The 15659-nt window shown below is 61.1% G+C and carries 17 protein-coding genes; 6 read left to right on the top strand and 11 right to left on the bottom strand.

Annotation, left to right across the window (positions count from 1 at the left end; all coding sequences use genetic code 11):
* Positions 1-60 precede the first annotated feature (60 nt).
* From FW796_RS06200 to FW796_RS06190, 3 genes are all read left to right on the top strand, one after another.
* Positions 61-669 carry a LysE family translocator gene (locus FW796_RS06200; protein ID WP_446439146.1) on the top strand — a complete coding sequence of 203 codons (609 nt, stop codon included), beginning with the start codon at positions 61-63 and terminating at the stop codon, positions 667-669.
* Positions 670-772: 103 nt separating this feature from the next.
* Positions 773-2701 carry an alkaline phosphatase D family protein gene (locus FW796_RS06195; protein WP_446439304.1) on the top strand — a complete coding sequence of 643 codons (1929 nt, stop codon included), beginning with the start codon at positions 773-775 and terminating at the stop codon, positions 2699-2701.
* A 37-nt stretch (positions 2702-2738) separates the two neighbouring features.
* Positions 2739-3206, top strand: coding sequence for a hypothetical protein (locus FW796_RS06190; protein WP_346633926.1), 468 nt, complete (start codon positions 2739-2741; stop codon positions 3204-3206).
* 171 nt (positions 3207-3377) lie between these two features.
* Here FW796_RS06190 and FW796_RS06185 read toward each other — a convergent pair whose 3' ends face one another.
* The 3 genes from FW796_RS06185 to FW796_RS06175 all read right to left on the bottom strand — a co-directional run bounded on the left by FW796_RS06185 (position 3378) and on the right by FW796_RS06175 (position 7011).
* Positions 3378-3947: a hypothetical protein gene (locus tag FW796_RS06185; RefSeq protein WP_404937605.1), complete on the bottom strand. Its 570-nt coding sequence runs from the start codon at positions 3945-3947 to the stop codon at positions 3378-3380.
* Positions 3948-4082: 135 nt separating this feature from the next.
* A complete protein-coding gene (locus FW796_RS06180; RefSeq protein WP_446439145.1) occupies positions 4083-6131 on the bottom strand; it encodes a c-type cytochrome in 2049 nt (682 codons plus the stop codon).
* Positions 6132-6345: 214 nt separating this feature from the next.
* A complete protein-coding gene (locus FW796_RS06175) occupies positions 6346-7011 on the bottom strand; it encodes an ArsR/SmtB family transcription factor (RefSeq protein WP_346633923.1) in 666 nt (221 codons plus the stop codon).
* A gap of 107 nt (positions 7012-7118) precedes the next feature.
* Between FW796_RS06175 and FW796_RS06170 the strand changes: the two genes are divergently transcribed.
* On the top strand, positions 7119-7628 hold the full coding sequence (locus FW796_RS06170) for a DUF2938 domain-containing protein (RefSeq protein WP_346633922.1): 510 nt from the start codon (positions 7119-7121) through the stop codon (positions 7626-7628).
* A 22-nt stretch (positions 7629-7650) separates the two neighbouring features.
* Here the strand turns inward: FW796_RS06170 and vapC are convergent, their stop codons facing one another.
* Both vapC and vapB read right to left on the bottom strand, forming a co-directional pair.
* Complete coding sequence (vapC, locus tag FW796_RS06165; protein WP_446439144.1) at positions 7651-8049, bottom strand: type II toxin-antitoxin system tRNA(fMet)-specific endonuclease VapC; 399 nt, start codon at positions 8047-8049, stop codon at positions 7651-7653.
* The gene (gene vapB, locus FW796_RS06160) at positions 8049-8282 is read right to left on the bottom strand and encodes a type II toxin-antitoxin system VapB family antitoxin (protein WP_102860368.1); all 234 of its coding nucleotides are present in this window, start codon (positions 8280-8282) and stop codon (positions 8049-8051) included. The genes vapC and vapB overlap by 1 nt, the downstream gene beginning before the upstream one ends.
* Positions 8283-8463: 181 nt before the next feature.
* Between vapB and FW796_RS06155 the strand changes: the two genes are divergently transcribed.
* Positions 8464-9045 carry a DedA family protein gene (locus FW796_RS06155; protein ID WP_346633920.1) on the top strand — a complete coding sequence of 194 codons (582 nt, stop codon included), beginning with the start codon at positions 8464-8466 and terminating at the stop codon, positions 9043-9045.
* A 120-nt stretch (positions 9046-9165) separates the two neighbouring features.
* A complete protein-coding gene (locus FW796_RS06150; protein ID WP_346633919.1) occupies positions 9166-10413 on the top strand; it encodes a 2-aminoadipate transaminase in 1248 nt (415 codons plus the stop codon).
* 24 nt (positions 10414-10437) lie between these two features.
* Here FW796_RS06150 and FW796_RS06145 read toward each other — a convergent pair whose 3' ends face one another.
* The 6 genes from FW796_RS06145 to FW796_RS06120 all read right to left on the bottom strand — a co-directional run bounded on the left by FW796_RS06145 (position 10438) and on the right by FW796_RS06120 (position 15598).
* On the bottom strand, positions 10438-11022 hold the full coding sequence (locus FW796_RS06145) for a hypothetical protein (RefSeq protein ID WP_346633918.1): 585 nt from the start codon (positions 11020-11022) through the stop codon (positions 10438-10440).
* A 4-nt stretch (positions 11023-11026) separates the two neighbouring features.
* Positions 11027-11467 carry a DUF3592 domain-containing protein gene (locus FW796_RS06140; protein WP_346633917.1) on the bottom strand — a complete coding sequence of 147 codons (441 nt, stop codon included), beginning with the start codon at positions 11465-11467 and terminating at the stop codon, positions 11027-11029.
* Between the two features lie 124 nt (positions 11468-11591).
* A complete protein-coding gene (locus FW796_RS06135; RefSeq protein ID WP_346633916.1) occupies positions 11592-12422 on the bottom strand; it encodes an amidohydrolase family protein in 831 nt (276 codons plus the stop codon).
* 169 nt (positions 12423-12591) lie between these two features.
* On the bottom strand, positions 12592-13719 hold the full coding sequence (gene wecB / locus FW796_RS06130; RefSeq protein ID WP_346633915.1) for a non-hydrolyzing UDP-N-acetylglucosamine 2-epimerase: 1128 nt from the start codon (positions 13717-13719) through the stop codon (positions 12592-12594).
* Entirely contained in the window at positions 13712-14722 is a 1011-nt protein-coding gene (locus FW796_RS06125) for a polysaccharide biosynthesis protein (RefSeq protein WP_072450892.1), read from the bottom strand. The genes wecB and FW796_RS06125 overlap by 8 nt, the downstream gene beginning before the upstream one ends.
* Before the next feature lie 18 nt (positions 14723-14740).
* On the bottom strand, positions 14741-15598 hold the full coding sequence (locus tag FW796_RS06120) for a dTDP-4-dehydrorhamnose reductase family protein (RefSeq protein ID WP_346633914.1): 858 nt from the start codon (positions 15596-15598) through the stop codon (positions 14741-14743).
* Positions 15599-15659 lie beyond the last annotated feature (61 nt).

The raw sequence follows: 15659 nt of genomic DNA, 5'->3' as shown, positions 1-15659 counted from the left end.
TCAGACCGCCAACCGCGGAGCAGGCTGCGCCCCTTCAATGGCTCGTTTCTGGAGTGTTGCATGGCAAGTTATGGAGTGTTTTTACTGCTGGCCACCCTGACTATCCTCAGCCCCGGCCCCGGGGTGGTGCTGACCCTGTCCAACGCCCTGCGCCACGGCTGGAGCGGGGCACTGCCGGGCATTTTCGGTATCGCATTGGGTGCCTTTGTGGTGGCGGGAATTTCCGCCAGCAGCCTGGGTTTGGTCCTCGCGGCCTCGACCACCGCCTTTACCCTGCTCAAGTACATCGGAGCCCTGTACCTGCTGTATCTGGGGGTAAAGATGTGGCGCACTCAGAGTTTTATTCCACCGATCAAAGACAACCAGGCCCGCCCAGGGCGGCGCTTTGTCGAGGCCCTGTCGATCCAGTTGCTCAACCCCAAGGCCGGTTTTTTCTTTCTCGCGGTGTTCCCGCAGTTCATCCAGCAGCAAGGCGATTACTACAACCAGTTCTTTATGCTGGTGGCGTCCTACAGCCTGTTGGTGATTGCGCTGCACAGCGGTTATGCGCTGATGGCCAACGGCGCCCGGGGCTGGCTGTCCAGCCGCCGGGGGGCTCGGATCGTTGGCAAACTGTCGGGGATTACCTTTCTCGGGTTCGGCGTGATGCTGGCCAGCGCTAATAAATAATCGGATACAAAAGCCTTGCTTGAGCCCCCACAGCCGACGTTTCTTCGACATCGGCTGCGCTACCATTGCGCGCCCTTTGCAACCGCCAGAGATCTCGCTGCAGATGCCACAGACTACGCCCACCCCTGCCCTGCCCCCTGTTCTCGCCGGCCCGCTGCTGCGCCGCCTGGAACCGACGCGGCTGGTGCTGTGGCTGGTGGGTTCAAGGGCGTTGCCGCTGACCCTGCGCCTGAAACCCGCTGACGGTCTCGTCGCGGAACTACCCCTCAATCAGCAGCAATGCCAGGTCATTCCTGTGGGCCGTCAGGCCTTTATCCATCTCATCGATGTGCCCCTGGACGCCGCCCTGCCCCAGGACGTGACGATTGCCTATGACTTGCTGATCAATGACGCCGAGGACGGCGCCCGAGCCATTGCCGACTGGGCGCCGCACCTGCTGTATGGCGATGCCAGGACTCCGGAGTTCGTGCTCCACAGCCGCATCGACAACCTGCTCCACGGCTCCTGCCGCAAGCCCCATCACCCGTCCACTGATGGCCTGCTCTGCGTCGATCGCCTGCTGGCGCAACAGCCCGAGCCCGCACAGCGCCCCGCCTTGTTGATGATGAGCGGCGATCAGGTGTACGCCGACGATGTGGCCGGCCCCATGTTGCGGGCAGTTCACGCCCTGATCGAGCGCCTCGGGCTGTTCGATGAAGAGTTGGAGGGCGCGGTGGTGGCCGACAGCCAGGCGCTATACCGCCATGGCGCCAGCTACTACCAGCGGGCCGAATTGCTCCCGGCGCTGAAGAGCAATGAAACCCTGCGCGAGCGGTTTTTCGGCGGGGTGAAAAAACCGATCTTTACCAGCAGCAACGCCGACAACCATCTGGTGACGTTCGCCGAGGTGCTGGCCATGTACCTGCTGGTGTGGTCACCGCTGCCCTGGACCCTGATCGCGCCACAGCCGCCGCAACTGACGCCGGAACAGCAAACCCGCTACACCCGGGAGCAGCAGCGCATCGACGATTTTGTCCTGGGCCTGAAGGGTGCCGCGCGGGTCTTCGCCCACCTGTCGTGCCTGATGATCTTCGACGACCACGACATCACCGACGATTGGAACCTCAGCGCCCAATGGGAAGAAACCGCCTACGGTCACCCCTTCTCCAAACGCATCATCGGCAACGCGCTGCTGGCTTACATGCTGTGCCAGGGCTGGGGCAACAACCCGGATGCCTTCGTCCAACTGCTGGAGCAGACCCGCGCCTTGAGCACCACAGCACAAACTCCGGAACGCATGCTGGAATGTCAGGCCCAAAACGACCTGATCGACCAGTTGCTGGGTTTCCAGCAGTGGCAATACGTATTGCCCAGCACCCCGGCCCTGGTGGTGCTGGACACCCGCACCCGGCGCTGGCGCAGCGAGTCCAACCTGGGCCAGCCCTCGGGCCTGCTGGACTGGGAGGCCCTGTGCGAACTGCAACACGAACTGCTGGATCACCCCTCGGCGATCATCGTTTCACCGGCACCGATCTTCGGCGTCAAGCTGATCGAGACGGTGCAGAAAGTCTTCAGTTGGTGCGGTTACCCGCTGCTGGTGGACGCGGAAAACTGGATGGCCCATCGCGGTTCGGCCCAGGTGATCCTCAACATCTTCCGCCACTCGCGTACCCCGGGCAGCTACGTGATTCTCTCCGGCGATGTGCACTATTCCTTCGTCTACGAAGTGCTGATCCGTCACCGCCAGGGCGGCCCGCGCATCTGGCAGATCACCAGCAGCGGCATCAAGAACGAATTCCCCGCCGCCCTGCTGGAATGGTTCGACCGCCTCAACCGCTGGCTCTACTCGCCGCGATCGCCGTTGAACTGGTTCACCAAGCGTCGGCGGATGAAGGTGATGCCCCATGTGCCCGAGCATGCCGAGGCCGGGGAGCGGCTGTGGAACTCGTCGGGGATCGGCCAGGTGTTTTTCAATGAGCAAGGGCAGCCCGTGGCGATCTATCAGCACAATGCCAATGGCACGGCGCCGACACGGATGATTGCGCCGAGATAGAATCCGCTGTCGCCGGCCACCAGGAAGGACTAGCCCGATGGAAAAACAACCCTTGTACCGCAAGGTCAACACCCGGACCCGGGGCGTGGGACACAAGAACTCACCGTCCTACGCCAAACAGCGCCACAGCAAGGCCCTCCTGGCCAGGGAACAGCAACGCGGCAGCATGCACTCCGACAAGCGCCTGGGGCTGGATTACACCCCTCTGTTCCGTTTTCTGCTCAGCCGGGTCGGCCAGCCGTGGGATGGGGTATTCAGCGAAGCGAAAGGCCGGCTGGATCGGGAAGAGCCGATTTTCTGGTTGGTGGCCCTGCATGAGCACGAACGACAGGATTACGTGGGGCTCAGTGGTTGCGCCTATTTCAGCGGTCTGTACGTCGATACCCAGGGCCTGCTGCAGAAGGTCAATGCCCAACTGAGCGCAGCCACCATGAGCCCCAATTGCCCTTGCTGCACTCACACCTTGAACGGGGTTCCCTTCGGCCAACCCTATCGTCGCTGGTGAGCCCGTCGCAGCGCCTCATCCGGCGCGGAGAACATCGAGGACAGTCTGGATCGGCGGCCCTACGGCCGCTGGCAGACGTTTCGCAACCGTGTGTTGATCCGCTGGATCCGCTTACGCGGAGCCTCTATCTGGGAGGAAATCTGCGAGCACTATGCGCCCTAGATTCGCGCTCTATCGGGCATCGGCGCTGCAATAATCGGTAGGGCGCAGCGGCACCCGCTCTGGCAGCATCTCGCCCTGATCGTCGATCTTGCGCAGCATCGCTGTGCACATCTGGTCCTGGAGAAACACCATCTGATAGGTCGCGCCGGCCTCGGGCACGAAGGTCACGCTTTGTTCGCAGACAAAGCGGTAGTCCTTATCCATCCCGGGTTCGGTGTTGTAGAACATGAAGGCGAACGGACGATTGGCCGGGATCTTCAGCTCGTTGGCGCCAAAGCCTTCCTGACGGCGCATGCGGTCGGTGGCGGCCGTCATGGGAATGCCCAGGTTGCGGAAGTTGGGATTGGCGATGCCACGATGGGGGCGAACCATCAGCCCCGACGCCGGTTTGCGCCAGTCGATGCAATCGCTGTAGGGCACGCCCCGCACCAGCCCCTGGGCAACGATGCGGATCAGCGCGGTGTCACCGGCATCGGCCGGCACCCGGTAGCTCACGGTGGTGGCTTTGAGGGTGGAGACGAAGGTACAGCCACCGAGCACCAGGGACAGGCTCAGCAACAGGATCGAGGGGAGCCGCATGATTCATCCTTGAGAAACCGACAGCGAAGGCTGACGCAAAGGATGGCAATCTTACCTCGGCGCCACGCAGCGTCGGCAGATTTTTCTGCGGGGCCTGTAGCCGCAGCCAAAGGCGGCGACTACAGGATCAAGCCCTCAGTAACGGGCGTCCGCCGGGCGGCCACCGTTAGGCCAGTCCTTGACCTTGTCCGGGAAGTCCGGACGCGGTTGGTGGGAGAAATACTCGGCCACGTCCAATGCCTCCTGATCCGACAGGCCGCCCTGGCCCAGGGGGAATTTCTCGTGGAAGCCAATCGGCATGTTGCGTTTGACGAACGCCGCCGCGGTGTAGGTGCGGGCCATGCCGGCGCCGATGTTGAAGGATTGATCGCCCCACAGCGGCGGGAAGATCAGGCTACCGTCGGCACGTTTCAGACCTTCGCCATCAGCGCCGTGGCACACCGCGCATTGCTTGGCGTACACCTGCTTGCCATTGTCGGCGTTGGGCTTGAGGGCCGGGTCGATCTTGCCCACGCCACGTCCGGCCACCTTGTCTTCGGGGCGAGTGTTCATTTTCATCCACTCGAAGTAGGCCACCATGGCTTGCATGTCGGCACCGTTCACCGGCAGCGGCTTGCCGTGCATGGAGCGGCGGAAGCAGCCGTTGATGCGCTCTTCCAGGGTGATGGTCTTGCCCGCCCGCGGCGCGTAGCCGGGGAAGAACGCCGAGACGCCGACAAAGGGTGAACCGTCGGCCACGGTGCCGGCGTTGAGGTGGCAACTGGTGCAGTTCAGCGAGTTGCCGACGTTGTCCGGCAGCAGGGCCTTGGTTTCCAGGTGCAGGCGCATGCCACGCACCACTTGCTCGGCATTCGGCGCCGCCAGCAGGTTGGCCAGGCGCGGGGTTTCGAACAAGGTGTTTTCCACTTGCGGGCTCAGTTGCGCACGCATCTTTTTCACTTGCTCGGCGCTGATGGCCGAACCATTGTTACCCCAGCTGCTGCGGACAAAACTGAGGATCTCGGCAATCTCGCCATCCGCCAGTTGGGCAAACCCGGGCATGGTGTAGACCCGTGGATGAGCCGCGGTCTGCGCGGTCTGCCAGCCGGTCAGGGTGATGTGCAGCAAGGAGGTCGGGTTGGCCGAAGCGACGCTGGGGTTGCCCGCCAGGGACGGGAACATCTGCGGCACCCCAGCGCCATCCTGGCGGTGGCAGTCGGAACAGAATTGCGCGTAGCCCAGGCCGCCACGGGAGGTGAACAGGTTGTTCGGCGGGGCCGCCGGGGTCAGTGCCACCGACGGCATGGGCAGGTCATCTTTGCCGGCCGGCAGGGATTTGAGGTAGGCAGCGATGGCGGTCAGGTCGGCGTCGGTGAAGTGCTGGGTGCTGTGGTGGATCACGTCGGCCATGTTGCCGGATACCGTGGCGAAACGGTTCTGTCCGGTCTTGAGCAGTTGCACCGTGTCTTCCACGGTCCACAGGTTGCGCAGGCTCAGGGCTCGCCACTCTTCCACCGTCTCGCCGGCCAGGTAGTGCCGGCCGCCGGACTCGGTGTCGCTCATGGCCTTCTCCTGGAAGGCAATGCCTCGTGGGGTGTGGCAGGAGCCGCAGTGGCCCAGGCCCTGGACCAGGTAGGCGCCGCGATTGAGCTGCTCGTCCTTGGCCGGATCAGCCTTGAAGGGTTGCTTGTCGACGAACGCCAGGTTCCAGAACCACAGGCCCCAGCGCTGGTTGAAGGGGAAGCCCATGTCGGTTTCCAGGTTGCCCTGGGCCACCGGCTCCACGCCATGCATCAGGTAGGCGTAGAGGGCGCGCATGTCCTCTTCGGTCATCTTGGCGTAGGACGGATAGGGCATGGCTGGGTAAAGATGGCTGCCATCGGGGGTTACGCCTTCGCGCATGGCGCGGTCGAATTCTTCGAAGCTGTAGCGGCCGATGCCGGTGCTTTTGTCCGGAGTGATGTTGCTGGAGTAGATGGTGCCCATGGGCGTCTTCAACTCCAGGCCACCGGCCATGGTGGCCCCGCCCTTGGCGGTGTGGCAGGCGATGCAGTCACCCAGCTGGGCCACGTACAGGCCACGCTGGATCAGCTCGGCGTCGGGTGGGGTAACCGCCGTTGCCGGGGTCGGCTCACTGGCTTGCAGAGGGGGTACGCAGAGCAGAGCAGCGCCTAGCAGGCACAGGCGCGACAGAGAAAAAGCCATCAGGTTATTCCTTTAAAATCCGCCTGGGGTGGTCCCCTCGGCCGATATCCACAAAGGTTTTTATTGGTTATTCCGGCCTTCACGGTGCAGGCCAGAGGCTCGATACCTTGTGAGTCCGAGCCTGATGCCCTTGTAGCGGATTTTTCTGAAAACCCTGTTGATATGGATCATGGCGCTGTAGGCAATGTCCTGTATGCCCGCCTGCGTGACGCTTTTACTCGCTGGTTTCCACTCCCAACCCCGCCGCTTGCCAGTCGCTGAAACCCTCATCAAGGCGTCGCACCTTGAAGCCCTTGGCCCGCAGCAGGGCCGCAGCATTCTGTGACAGCACACAGTACGGGCCACGGCAGTAAGCCACCAGTTCCTGATCGGCGGGCAGTTCGGCCAGACGCTGTTCCAGGTCGTCCAGCGGAATGTTGATTGCCCCGGGTAAATGCCCTTGAGCGAACTCCTCCGGGGAGCGCACGTCCAGCAGGGTCATGCCACCTTCCTGCAAACGCTGACGCAACTCTTCCCGGGAAATGCCCTCCAGTCGCGCCGGTTGCTGCTCGCTGTCGGCCAACAGTTGGCGAATCAGTCCATGGTTGTACTCCACATACTCACGCAAGGCGCCCAACAGGCTCACCAGCGGCCCCGGGCTCAGGCTGTAGAGCACCCGTTTGCCATCACGCCGGGTCTGCACGAAACCGCCCCGCCGCAGCTGCTGCAGGTGTTGCGAAGTGTTAGCCACCGAGAGCCCCGAGGCTTCCACCAGGCGTTCCACCGGCTGCTCGCCGCGAGCGATGTGCTCCAGCAGGATCAGGCGATGGTGGTGGCCGAGAACACGCGCCAGCTCAGCCATGTCGGCCAGAGGCTGCTGAGAGGAAATCGAATCGGTCATTGACAGCTCCTGCTGCTTTATTGATCATTCAATCACTTAATTGAATGAAATTCTAACACATCAAAGCACAGCCTGAACCCCAGCGCAGCGTGCTTCAAGGAGTCTTTATGCATGAAGTCATGGCGGTGATTGTGCCGGCGCTGCTGATCGGTATCGGTGCGACCCTGATCCTCGACCTGTGGACGTTGTTTCTGGCCAGGGTATTGAATATTCCTGGGCCTAACTGGGCCATGGTCGGACGCTGGATCGGCCACTTTCCTCGAGGGCAATTTGTGCACCAGAGCATCGCCCAGGCCGCTGCCATCTCTGGGGAACGGGCCTTGGGCTGGGTGGCCCATTACCTGATCGGCGTGATCTTTGCCGTACTGCTGCTATTGATCTGCGGCCTGGACTGGGCACGGCAACCGACCCTGGCACCCGCGCTGATCATGGGCGTGGCGACGGTAGCCGCCCCCTTCTTCCTGATGCAACCGGGCATGGGCGCAGGCGTCGCGGCGAGCAAGATGCCCAAACCGAATGTGGCCCGGCTGCGCAGCCTGATTGCGCATTCGGTGTTCGGGTTGGGGCTGTATGGCGCGGGGGTGTTCTGGGTGCAGGTACTGGGGCAGGCTGCGTGACCGGCCATTCAGTCAATGTCGACTAGACCCAATCCTCAACCCGCAAGCCAGGAACACGTTCAAATTCCCGAAGGTTGTTGGTAATCAGCGTCAACCCCAAAGATCGAGCGTGTCCAGCTATCAATTGATCGTAAGGACCTATCTGCTTGCCCTGTCGGGCCAGCTCAGCATGCAACTGGCCGCTATGGATGGCGGCGGCATCGTCATAATCAAGCACCTGCAACCGCGCCACAAAACCCTCGACGCGGCTGAGATTTCTTTCGGGGATGGCAGATTTTTCCGCACCGTAAATCAGCTCCATCAAGGTGATGGTGCTGATGCACAAACGCCCCTGATGACGCCTGAACGCGTCGCGAACCTGTTCAGGTTTGTTCTTGATGGTAAAGATGCAGATATTGGTATCCAGCATGTACTTGAGCATCAGAACTCCTCGCGCACTTGCTCGGCTGGCTGGTCCCGTTCATTCATGAAGTCAGCGCTTACACGGTCGTCCTCGTCGAACCAACTGTCCCAGGACTCCCCCGCCGGGGTAATGATACGGGTGCGACCAATCGCGACGATGTCTACCCGTGTGACATCATCCGGCAGCGCCACAGCTTTAGGCATGCGAATGGCCTGGCTGCGATTACTTTTGAACACTGAACCGGTTTCCATAGGATCACCTGTCGAATGGGCCAAAGGTATCCTGAGTCTAACGACACAACGGGATATGTCCAAGGTATATCCCCGGCTACTTGAACTGTAAATGCCAGCCGGCACATCAGAAAAAAGGCACTCAAAGCCAAGATCGAGACTCGAAGTCATGGCGCACTTCACACATTGAACAGGGATCTCCATGCTCGAACACCTCGACCTCAACGCGCTGATCGCCGCCTACGGCTATTGGGTGATCTTCATCGGTTGCCTGCTGGAAGGCGAAACCGTGTTGATCCTCGGCGGCATGGCGGCGCACCAGGGCAGCCTGCAATGGCCGCAAGTGATCGGTTGGGCCACCCTCGGCGGCATCCTCGGTGATCAGCTGCTGTTCTGGACCGGCCGCTATGGCGGGGCGCGCCTGCTGCCCAGGCTCAAACGTCATCAGGCGGCCATCGAACGGGTCCAGGGACTGATCCAGCGCTACCCCTCGACCTCGGTATTCGCCGTGCGCTTTCTTTATGGCATGCGCCTGGTCGGCCCCATGGTGATCGGCGCCAGCGGCCTGGCCCCCTGGCGTTTCGCCCTGCTCAATGTGCTGGGCGCGGCAGTGTGGGCCTCGCTGTTCGTCGGTGCCGGTTACTGGGCCGGAGAAGCCCTGCAACATTTCCTCGGGGACCTGAAACCCTATCGCCTGCCGATCTTCGTTGCCGTGGTGGCACTGGTCGCCGTTGCCGCGCTGATCCGTCACCTGCGCAAACGGCGCAAGACCGGGGATCGTTGACACGACGCTTTCGGCACATCGGGAATTTTCATACTGACCCGACGACTTTATTTCGTTTGTCCCACCCCCTTGAGGTTGGCTTAGATAAGGGCTCGTTTCCGGCACCCAGAGCCCGCATCCATGAGCCACGAGAACATCAGCCGTTCGCTTTCCACCGTCCACCCGATCCGCCTCAGCCACGGCCGCAACGCCGAAGTCTGGGACAGCGAAGGCAAGCGCTACATCGACTTCGTCGGCGGCATCGGCGTGCTCAACCTGGGTCACTGTCATCCGCGGATCGTGGCGGCCATCCAGCAGCAGGCCACCCGGCTCACCCACTACGCCTTCAACGCCGCGCACCACCAGCCCTACATTGAGCTCATGCAGCGCCTGACGGACTTTATCCCGGTGAGTTACCCGGTCAGTGGCATGCTCACCAACAGCGGTGCCGAAGCCGCGGAAAATGCCTTGAAGATCGTCCGCGGCGCCACTGGGCGCAGTGCGGTGATCGCTTTCGACGGCGGTTTTCATGGCCGCACCCTGGCCACCCTCAATCTCAATGGCAAGGTGGCGCCCTACAAGCAGAAAGTCGGAGTACTACCCGGGCCTGTGTACCACCTGCCCTACCCCAGCGCCGACAACGGCGTCACATGCGACGAAGCGCTGAAGGCCATGCAGCGCCTGTTCAGTGTGGAAATCGATGTCGAGGAAGTGGCCTGTTTCATCCTCGAACCGGTGCAGGGCGAAGGAGGCTTCCTGGCCCTGGACAGGCCATTTGCCCAGGCCTTGCGGGCCTTCTGCGACACCCATGGAATCCTGCTGATCGCCGATGAAATCCAGTCCGGCTTCGGCCGCACCGGGCAGCGTTTCGCCTTCTCCCGGCTGGGTATCGAGCCGGACCTGATCCTGCTGGGCAAGAGTATTGGCGGTGGGCTTCCGTTGGGCGCGGTGGTGGGTCGCAGGGAGTTGCTGGACGTGCTGCCCAAGGGTGGCCTGGGCGGCACCTATTCAGGCAACCCGATTGCTTGCGCCGCCGCCCTCGCCACCCTGGAGGAAATGACCGACGCACATCTGCATGCCTGGGGCGAACGCCAGGAACAGGCCATCGTGCAACGTTATGAGGGCTGGAAAGCCGATCGGCTGAGCCCGTATCTGGGACGCTTGACCGGCGTCGGCGCGATGCGCGGCATCGAGTTGGTCGATGCCCGCGGCGAACCGGCGCCGGAACAGTTGAGCGCTCTGCTCAGCAATGCCCGCGAGGCCGGACTGCTGCTGATGCCCAGCGGCAAGTCGCGGCACATCATTCGCCTGCTGGCGCCCTTGACCACCGAGCCTGAAATCTTCGAAGAGGGCCTGGATATTCTCCAGGAGTGCCTGGCGCGCCTGTGATTCCCGGCGCGCCTCAGGGCGAGGTTAGAACAGGTAGCCCATGTAGGCGGCAATGCCGCCACCGGCCTGTGGTCCGACGTTCATGCCAGCCATGACCACTGCGCCCTTGGCCGAACGCAGCAGCTGCTCGTTGACCTTGATCGAAGCCATCATGGTCGCCGGGTTGCTTCCCAAAACGACGGCCAGGGCCAGTAGCTTGGGGTCCAGGCCGAACAGCAGGGCCGTGGCCGAACCGCCCACCACCAGTCCGCCCCCGACTTCGGTATAGAAGCAAGGCCCGGTGATGTCGTCCTCGGTCAGGTCCCGGCTGCGAAGGGCATCGCTGACAAAGACCTTGCCGGTGCTGGGAAAAGCCTCCGCCGCACCGGCACCACTGACGCTCTTGCCCTTGACCTGGATATTGACTTTGCCGAAACGCGGCAGGCGCCCACCAAAGCCGGCGCCCACCCCCAGACCGCCGTAGCGATAGCTGACGTCCTTGCCCTGGGGCGAACGCAGGGTGATCGATCCACCACCGCCGGCCACGAGAGCGATGGTCAGGCCGCCGCCGCTGGCGGTCTGGTACAGCCATTTACTTTCGTTGACCGGAATCGGAATGCTGAGGTTCATGGGGTCAAAGTCCTTTTGCTCTTTGTGAGGCTCGTCCGCGCTGGCTGATGACACCCACCAGGCCGGCCAGGGTAAATACCAAACCGATCAGGCCGAGCACACCCGGGGTGGCCCAGAGTGCTGCCGGGTCGTCGATGATGGCGCTGTTGGCCGGCCGCTCGGGCTGGTAATACACCCGCACCGGCTGGTCCTTCTGGTAGCCGAAGATAAAGCCGCCTTGGGGGTAGGAAATTTTCTCACCGCTGCCGGTGGTAAAGGCGATCTCGGGGTGCGAACCACCAGCGTTCAGGTCGCTGACGATACCGTCGGCGGTCTGGGCACTGGCGAGGAATTCGCGACGATCGAGGGTGAGATTGACAGCAATGGCCAACAGGCCGATGCCGATCAGAACAAACAGCAGACCCTGAAGGATCTTGCCGAGGCGTGACGGGGTGGAGTTAGCCATGGGCTGTCTCGATATTCGTCCGTGAAAGAGGGAGGCCACGATAGCAAGAAACCTACCCCCAGAAAAACCGCCGCAGCGGCGTTCAGGCGCCCAGGAGATCCGCTTGAGCGCCTGCTGCCAGCGCTTACAAGCCGAATACCCGACGGGCATTGCCCTGGAGGAATTTGTCCGCAATCGCCGGCGGAAGTTCCAGCCCCCGGACCTGCTCCAGGCATTTTTTCAAAGACAGCTGGGGAAAGTTGCTGCCGAACAGCACCTTGTCCTGGCCGTAAGTGCGGATGAAGTGCAGCAATTGCGCAGGGTAATAGGCAGGCAGGTAGGCCGAGGTATCGATGTGGATATTGTCATGCTTCCAGGCCAGGCCGATCATCTCGTCGGTCCAAGGATGGCCGATGTGCCCAGCGACAATCACCAGTTCGGGGAAATCCAGCGCCACCTCGTCCAGATAAGGCACCGGGCGCCCGGTTTCAGAAGGCATCAACGGCCCGGTATGACCCACCTGGGTACAGAAGGGAATACCCAGTTCGACGCACTTCACATACAACGGGTAATACCAACGGTGATTGGGTGGCAGTTTCCATAACCAGGGCACGATGCGCAGGGCCTTGAAGCCCAGCTCGTTGACCGCCCGATCCAGCTCGGCCACAGCCGCCACCGGCCGGCTCAGGTCCACCGTAGCCACGCCGACGAAACGCTCGGGAAAAGCCCGGGTGTAGGCTGCAATCTCATCATTGCTGAAAACCCAGCCTTCAGGCCGGCACCAGGCCGAGAGCATGAGCGTCTCCACCCCGGCCTGATCCATCAGCTCCACGGTCTGTTCAATGCTCAGGGCCTGGTCCAGCAGGTGCGCCGACCCGGACTTCTCGAACAGCCGTGCAACTTCCGGCAACAGCGCCCGGGCACGGCCGTTGGCCGGTTGCGCCCAGGCATCGATGACTGCGAATGCTGACCTCATGGCGCTGCTCCTGCGCTAGTTATTGAAGCCCCAGCCTAGGTTTGACGGTTGGCCACAACAATGTTCCGAGCGCTCGATGGAATTGACCGATTCCATCAGGGTGAAGAGCCGCAGGACAGATCAACTCCATGACCGGTGCCGTCACCGGCCCCGGTCAACGTCGTTGGTTTCAGTCTTTACGCCACACCGTGCGGTTGATGTAGTCGGTGTAACTCAACACCACCCGCACCACCTGAACTGAGACAGGCCCACCTTGATAGTCTTGCACCAAAGGCACTTTGCGCTGATCGCGAGAATGCTGGCTGGTCACAACTCGCACAGCGTCCATGACCGACTCTCGCTTGAGACCGCTCATGATCAGCGTGCCTTCGTCCATCCCTTCGGGACGTTCATGGGCATTGCGCAAGGTCACCGCCGGCAGGTTCAGCAGGGAAGCCTCTTCGGTGATGGTGCCGCTGTCGGAAAGCACACAGAATGCCGACATTTGCAGCTTGATGTAATCCAACAGGCCGAACGGTTTGACGAAACGAATCAGCGGATGGTCAAGGCTCTCACCCAAGGCCTCCAGACGCTTGCGCGTACGGGGGTGGGTGGAGACGATCAACGGGAATCCGTAATGATCGGCCAGCGCTCGCAGGGTATCCAGCAGGTCGCGCAGGTTATCGGCGGTGTCGACGTTTTCCTCGCGGTGTGCACTGACGATGAAGAACTTGTCCTGCTCCAGGCCGCTGCGCTCCAGCACGTCAGAGCTTTCAATCCCCGGCATGTAGTAGTCGAGGACTTCCTGCATGTGCGAGCCGGTCTTGATGATGGTTTCCGGGCGGATGCCTTCGGCGATCAGGTAACGACGGGCATGTTCAGTCAATACCATGTTGATATCGCTGAGGTGGTCGAGCACCTTGCGGTTGAGCTCTTCAGGAACGCGCTGATCGAAACAGCGGTTGCCCGCTTCCATGTGGAACACCGGGATCTTGCGCCGCTTGGCAGCAATCACTGCCAGGCAGGTGTTGGTATCGCCATACAGCAGCAGCGCATCGGGTTTTTCAAGCTCGAAGATCGCATCGGACTTGGCGATCACCTCGGCAATGGTCTGCGCGGCTGTCTCGCCGGCAGCGCCGAGAAAATGATCCGGCTTGCGGATCTGCAGGTCATCAAAAAAGACCTGATTGAGTTCGTAATCGTAGTTCTGTCCCGAGTGCACCAGTACGTGGTTGACCTGACGGTCCAGCTCGGCAATCACCCGACTCATCTTGATCAGCTCGGGGCGGGTACCGACCAGGGTCATGACCTTAAGCATCGAGTTGCTCCTTGATGTAGTCGAGCTTGAGCAGCAGCTCCTTGATGCCTGGTACGTCGAGGCGGGAGGTGTTGTGAGAGGTGTAGTCGTCGAGTTCGGAAATACGCTGCTCACCTTCAACAAAATACTTTTTGTAGTTCAGGTCACGATTGTCCGCAGGAATCCGGTAGTAACGACCCATGTCCTCGGCCTTGGCCATTTCCTCTCGGGAGACCAGCGACTCGTACAGTTTTTCACCATGACGAGTACCGATGACTCTGACTTCATTGCTTTTACCGAACAGCTGCTTGAGTGCCTCGGCCAGGTCGCCAACGGTGGACGCGGGGGCCTTCTGGATAAACAGGTCACCCTGCTGTGCATGTTCGAAGGCGTGCAGGACCAGGTCCACCGAGTCTTCCAGCGACATCAGGAAACGGGTCATTTCCGGGTCGGTCACCGTCAAGGCTTCATCGGAGCGCAGTTGATCGACAAAGAGAGGGATCACCGAGCCTCGAGAGGCCATGACGTTACCGTAACGCGTTGCACAGATGATCGGCCCCTTGGCTGGAATCATCCGCGATTTGGCAACCATCAGCTTCTCCGCCATGGCCTTGGAAATGCCCATGGCGTTGATCGGATAAACGGCTTTGTCGGTGCTGAGCACGACGACCCGCTGGACTCCGGTAGCGATGGCCGCATTGAGCACATTCTCTGTACCCAATACGTTGGTACGCACAGCTTCCATCGGATAGAACTCACAGGACGGGACCTGTTTCAGCGCCGCGGCATGGAAGATATAGTCGACGCCAACCATGGCCTGGGCCAGGCTGTCGTAGTTGCGAACATCGCCTATGTAGAACTTGACCTTGTCATTGGCCAGGGCGATACGCATGTCTTCCTGCTTCTTCTCATCGCGACTGAAGATGCGAATTTCACGCACGGCGGTATTGAGAAAACGCTTGAGGACCGTATGACCGAAAGAACCGGTTCCACCGGTGATCATCAATACCTTGTCGTCGAACATGTACACCTTCCAAATTTTTTAGCGATTGGCATGCATCAGCTCAATGAGCTGAGGCCAGGATGGAGCCTTGTACCCAGTAGCGTGAGTGAACCGATCGCTGTTGAGCGAGCGATCGATCACTAGTTTGGCATCTGGATGTATATCGATTGTCTTTTCATATTGCCGGGCAATCAGCGCCAGCAGGTCGGACTTGGCAATCGGCTCCGCGGCAACATGATACAGCCCATTAAGTTGCGGATGCGGCAAGACGAAGTCTTTCATGACTCGAGCCAGCTCCACGGTAGGCAAACCGGAGAAAATGGCACGGGTGAAGCCCCGCACGCTGCCCTGCTGCTTCAGGAACCAGTCCACCAGGGAATGATCGGAGTTCAGTTCGTGCCCGATAATGGAGGTCCTCAAGGTAATTGCATGAGGCTCATCATGCAGCTCCCCGATGTACTTGGACTTTCCGTACAGATCTTCGGCATCGGAAGTATCCGTTTCCAGGTAGCCGCCCTTGGTTCCGGAGAACACGCAGTCGGTGCTGACGTGAATCAGGCGTGCGCCGCTCAAGGCACACAGCTGTGCCAGACGATGGGGCAACATGGCATTGATCGGGAGCGCGGTTAGCGGGTCCTTGGCATCTGCAAGTTGCTTGATCAGGCCTACGCAGTTGATGACCACATCCGGATGGACCTGGACCATTGCCGCCGTCAGGGCATCCTGATCCAGCACGTCAACGCCTGACAGGACCCGCGCGTGGTCAGGTAGAGAAGAGTGCTTCAGGGCGGACAGACTGCGCGCCGTCCCCCAGACCTCATGCTGTGGATCCTGGCTGAATACTTTAAAAACAGTACTACCGAGCATGCCGGTAATACCCAATACCAATACCTTCATAAATATGACTCAGATCCGGACCTTGAATGTATCCCATGCACTACAGACTGGGACCGAGGGG

This window comes from Pseudomonas sp. 910_21 (assembly GCF_052850735.1).
The sequence above is the reverse complement of the archived record's forward strand: the minus strand, read 5'-3'. Positions and strand labels throughout refer to the sequence as shown.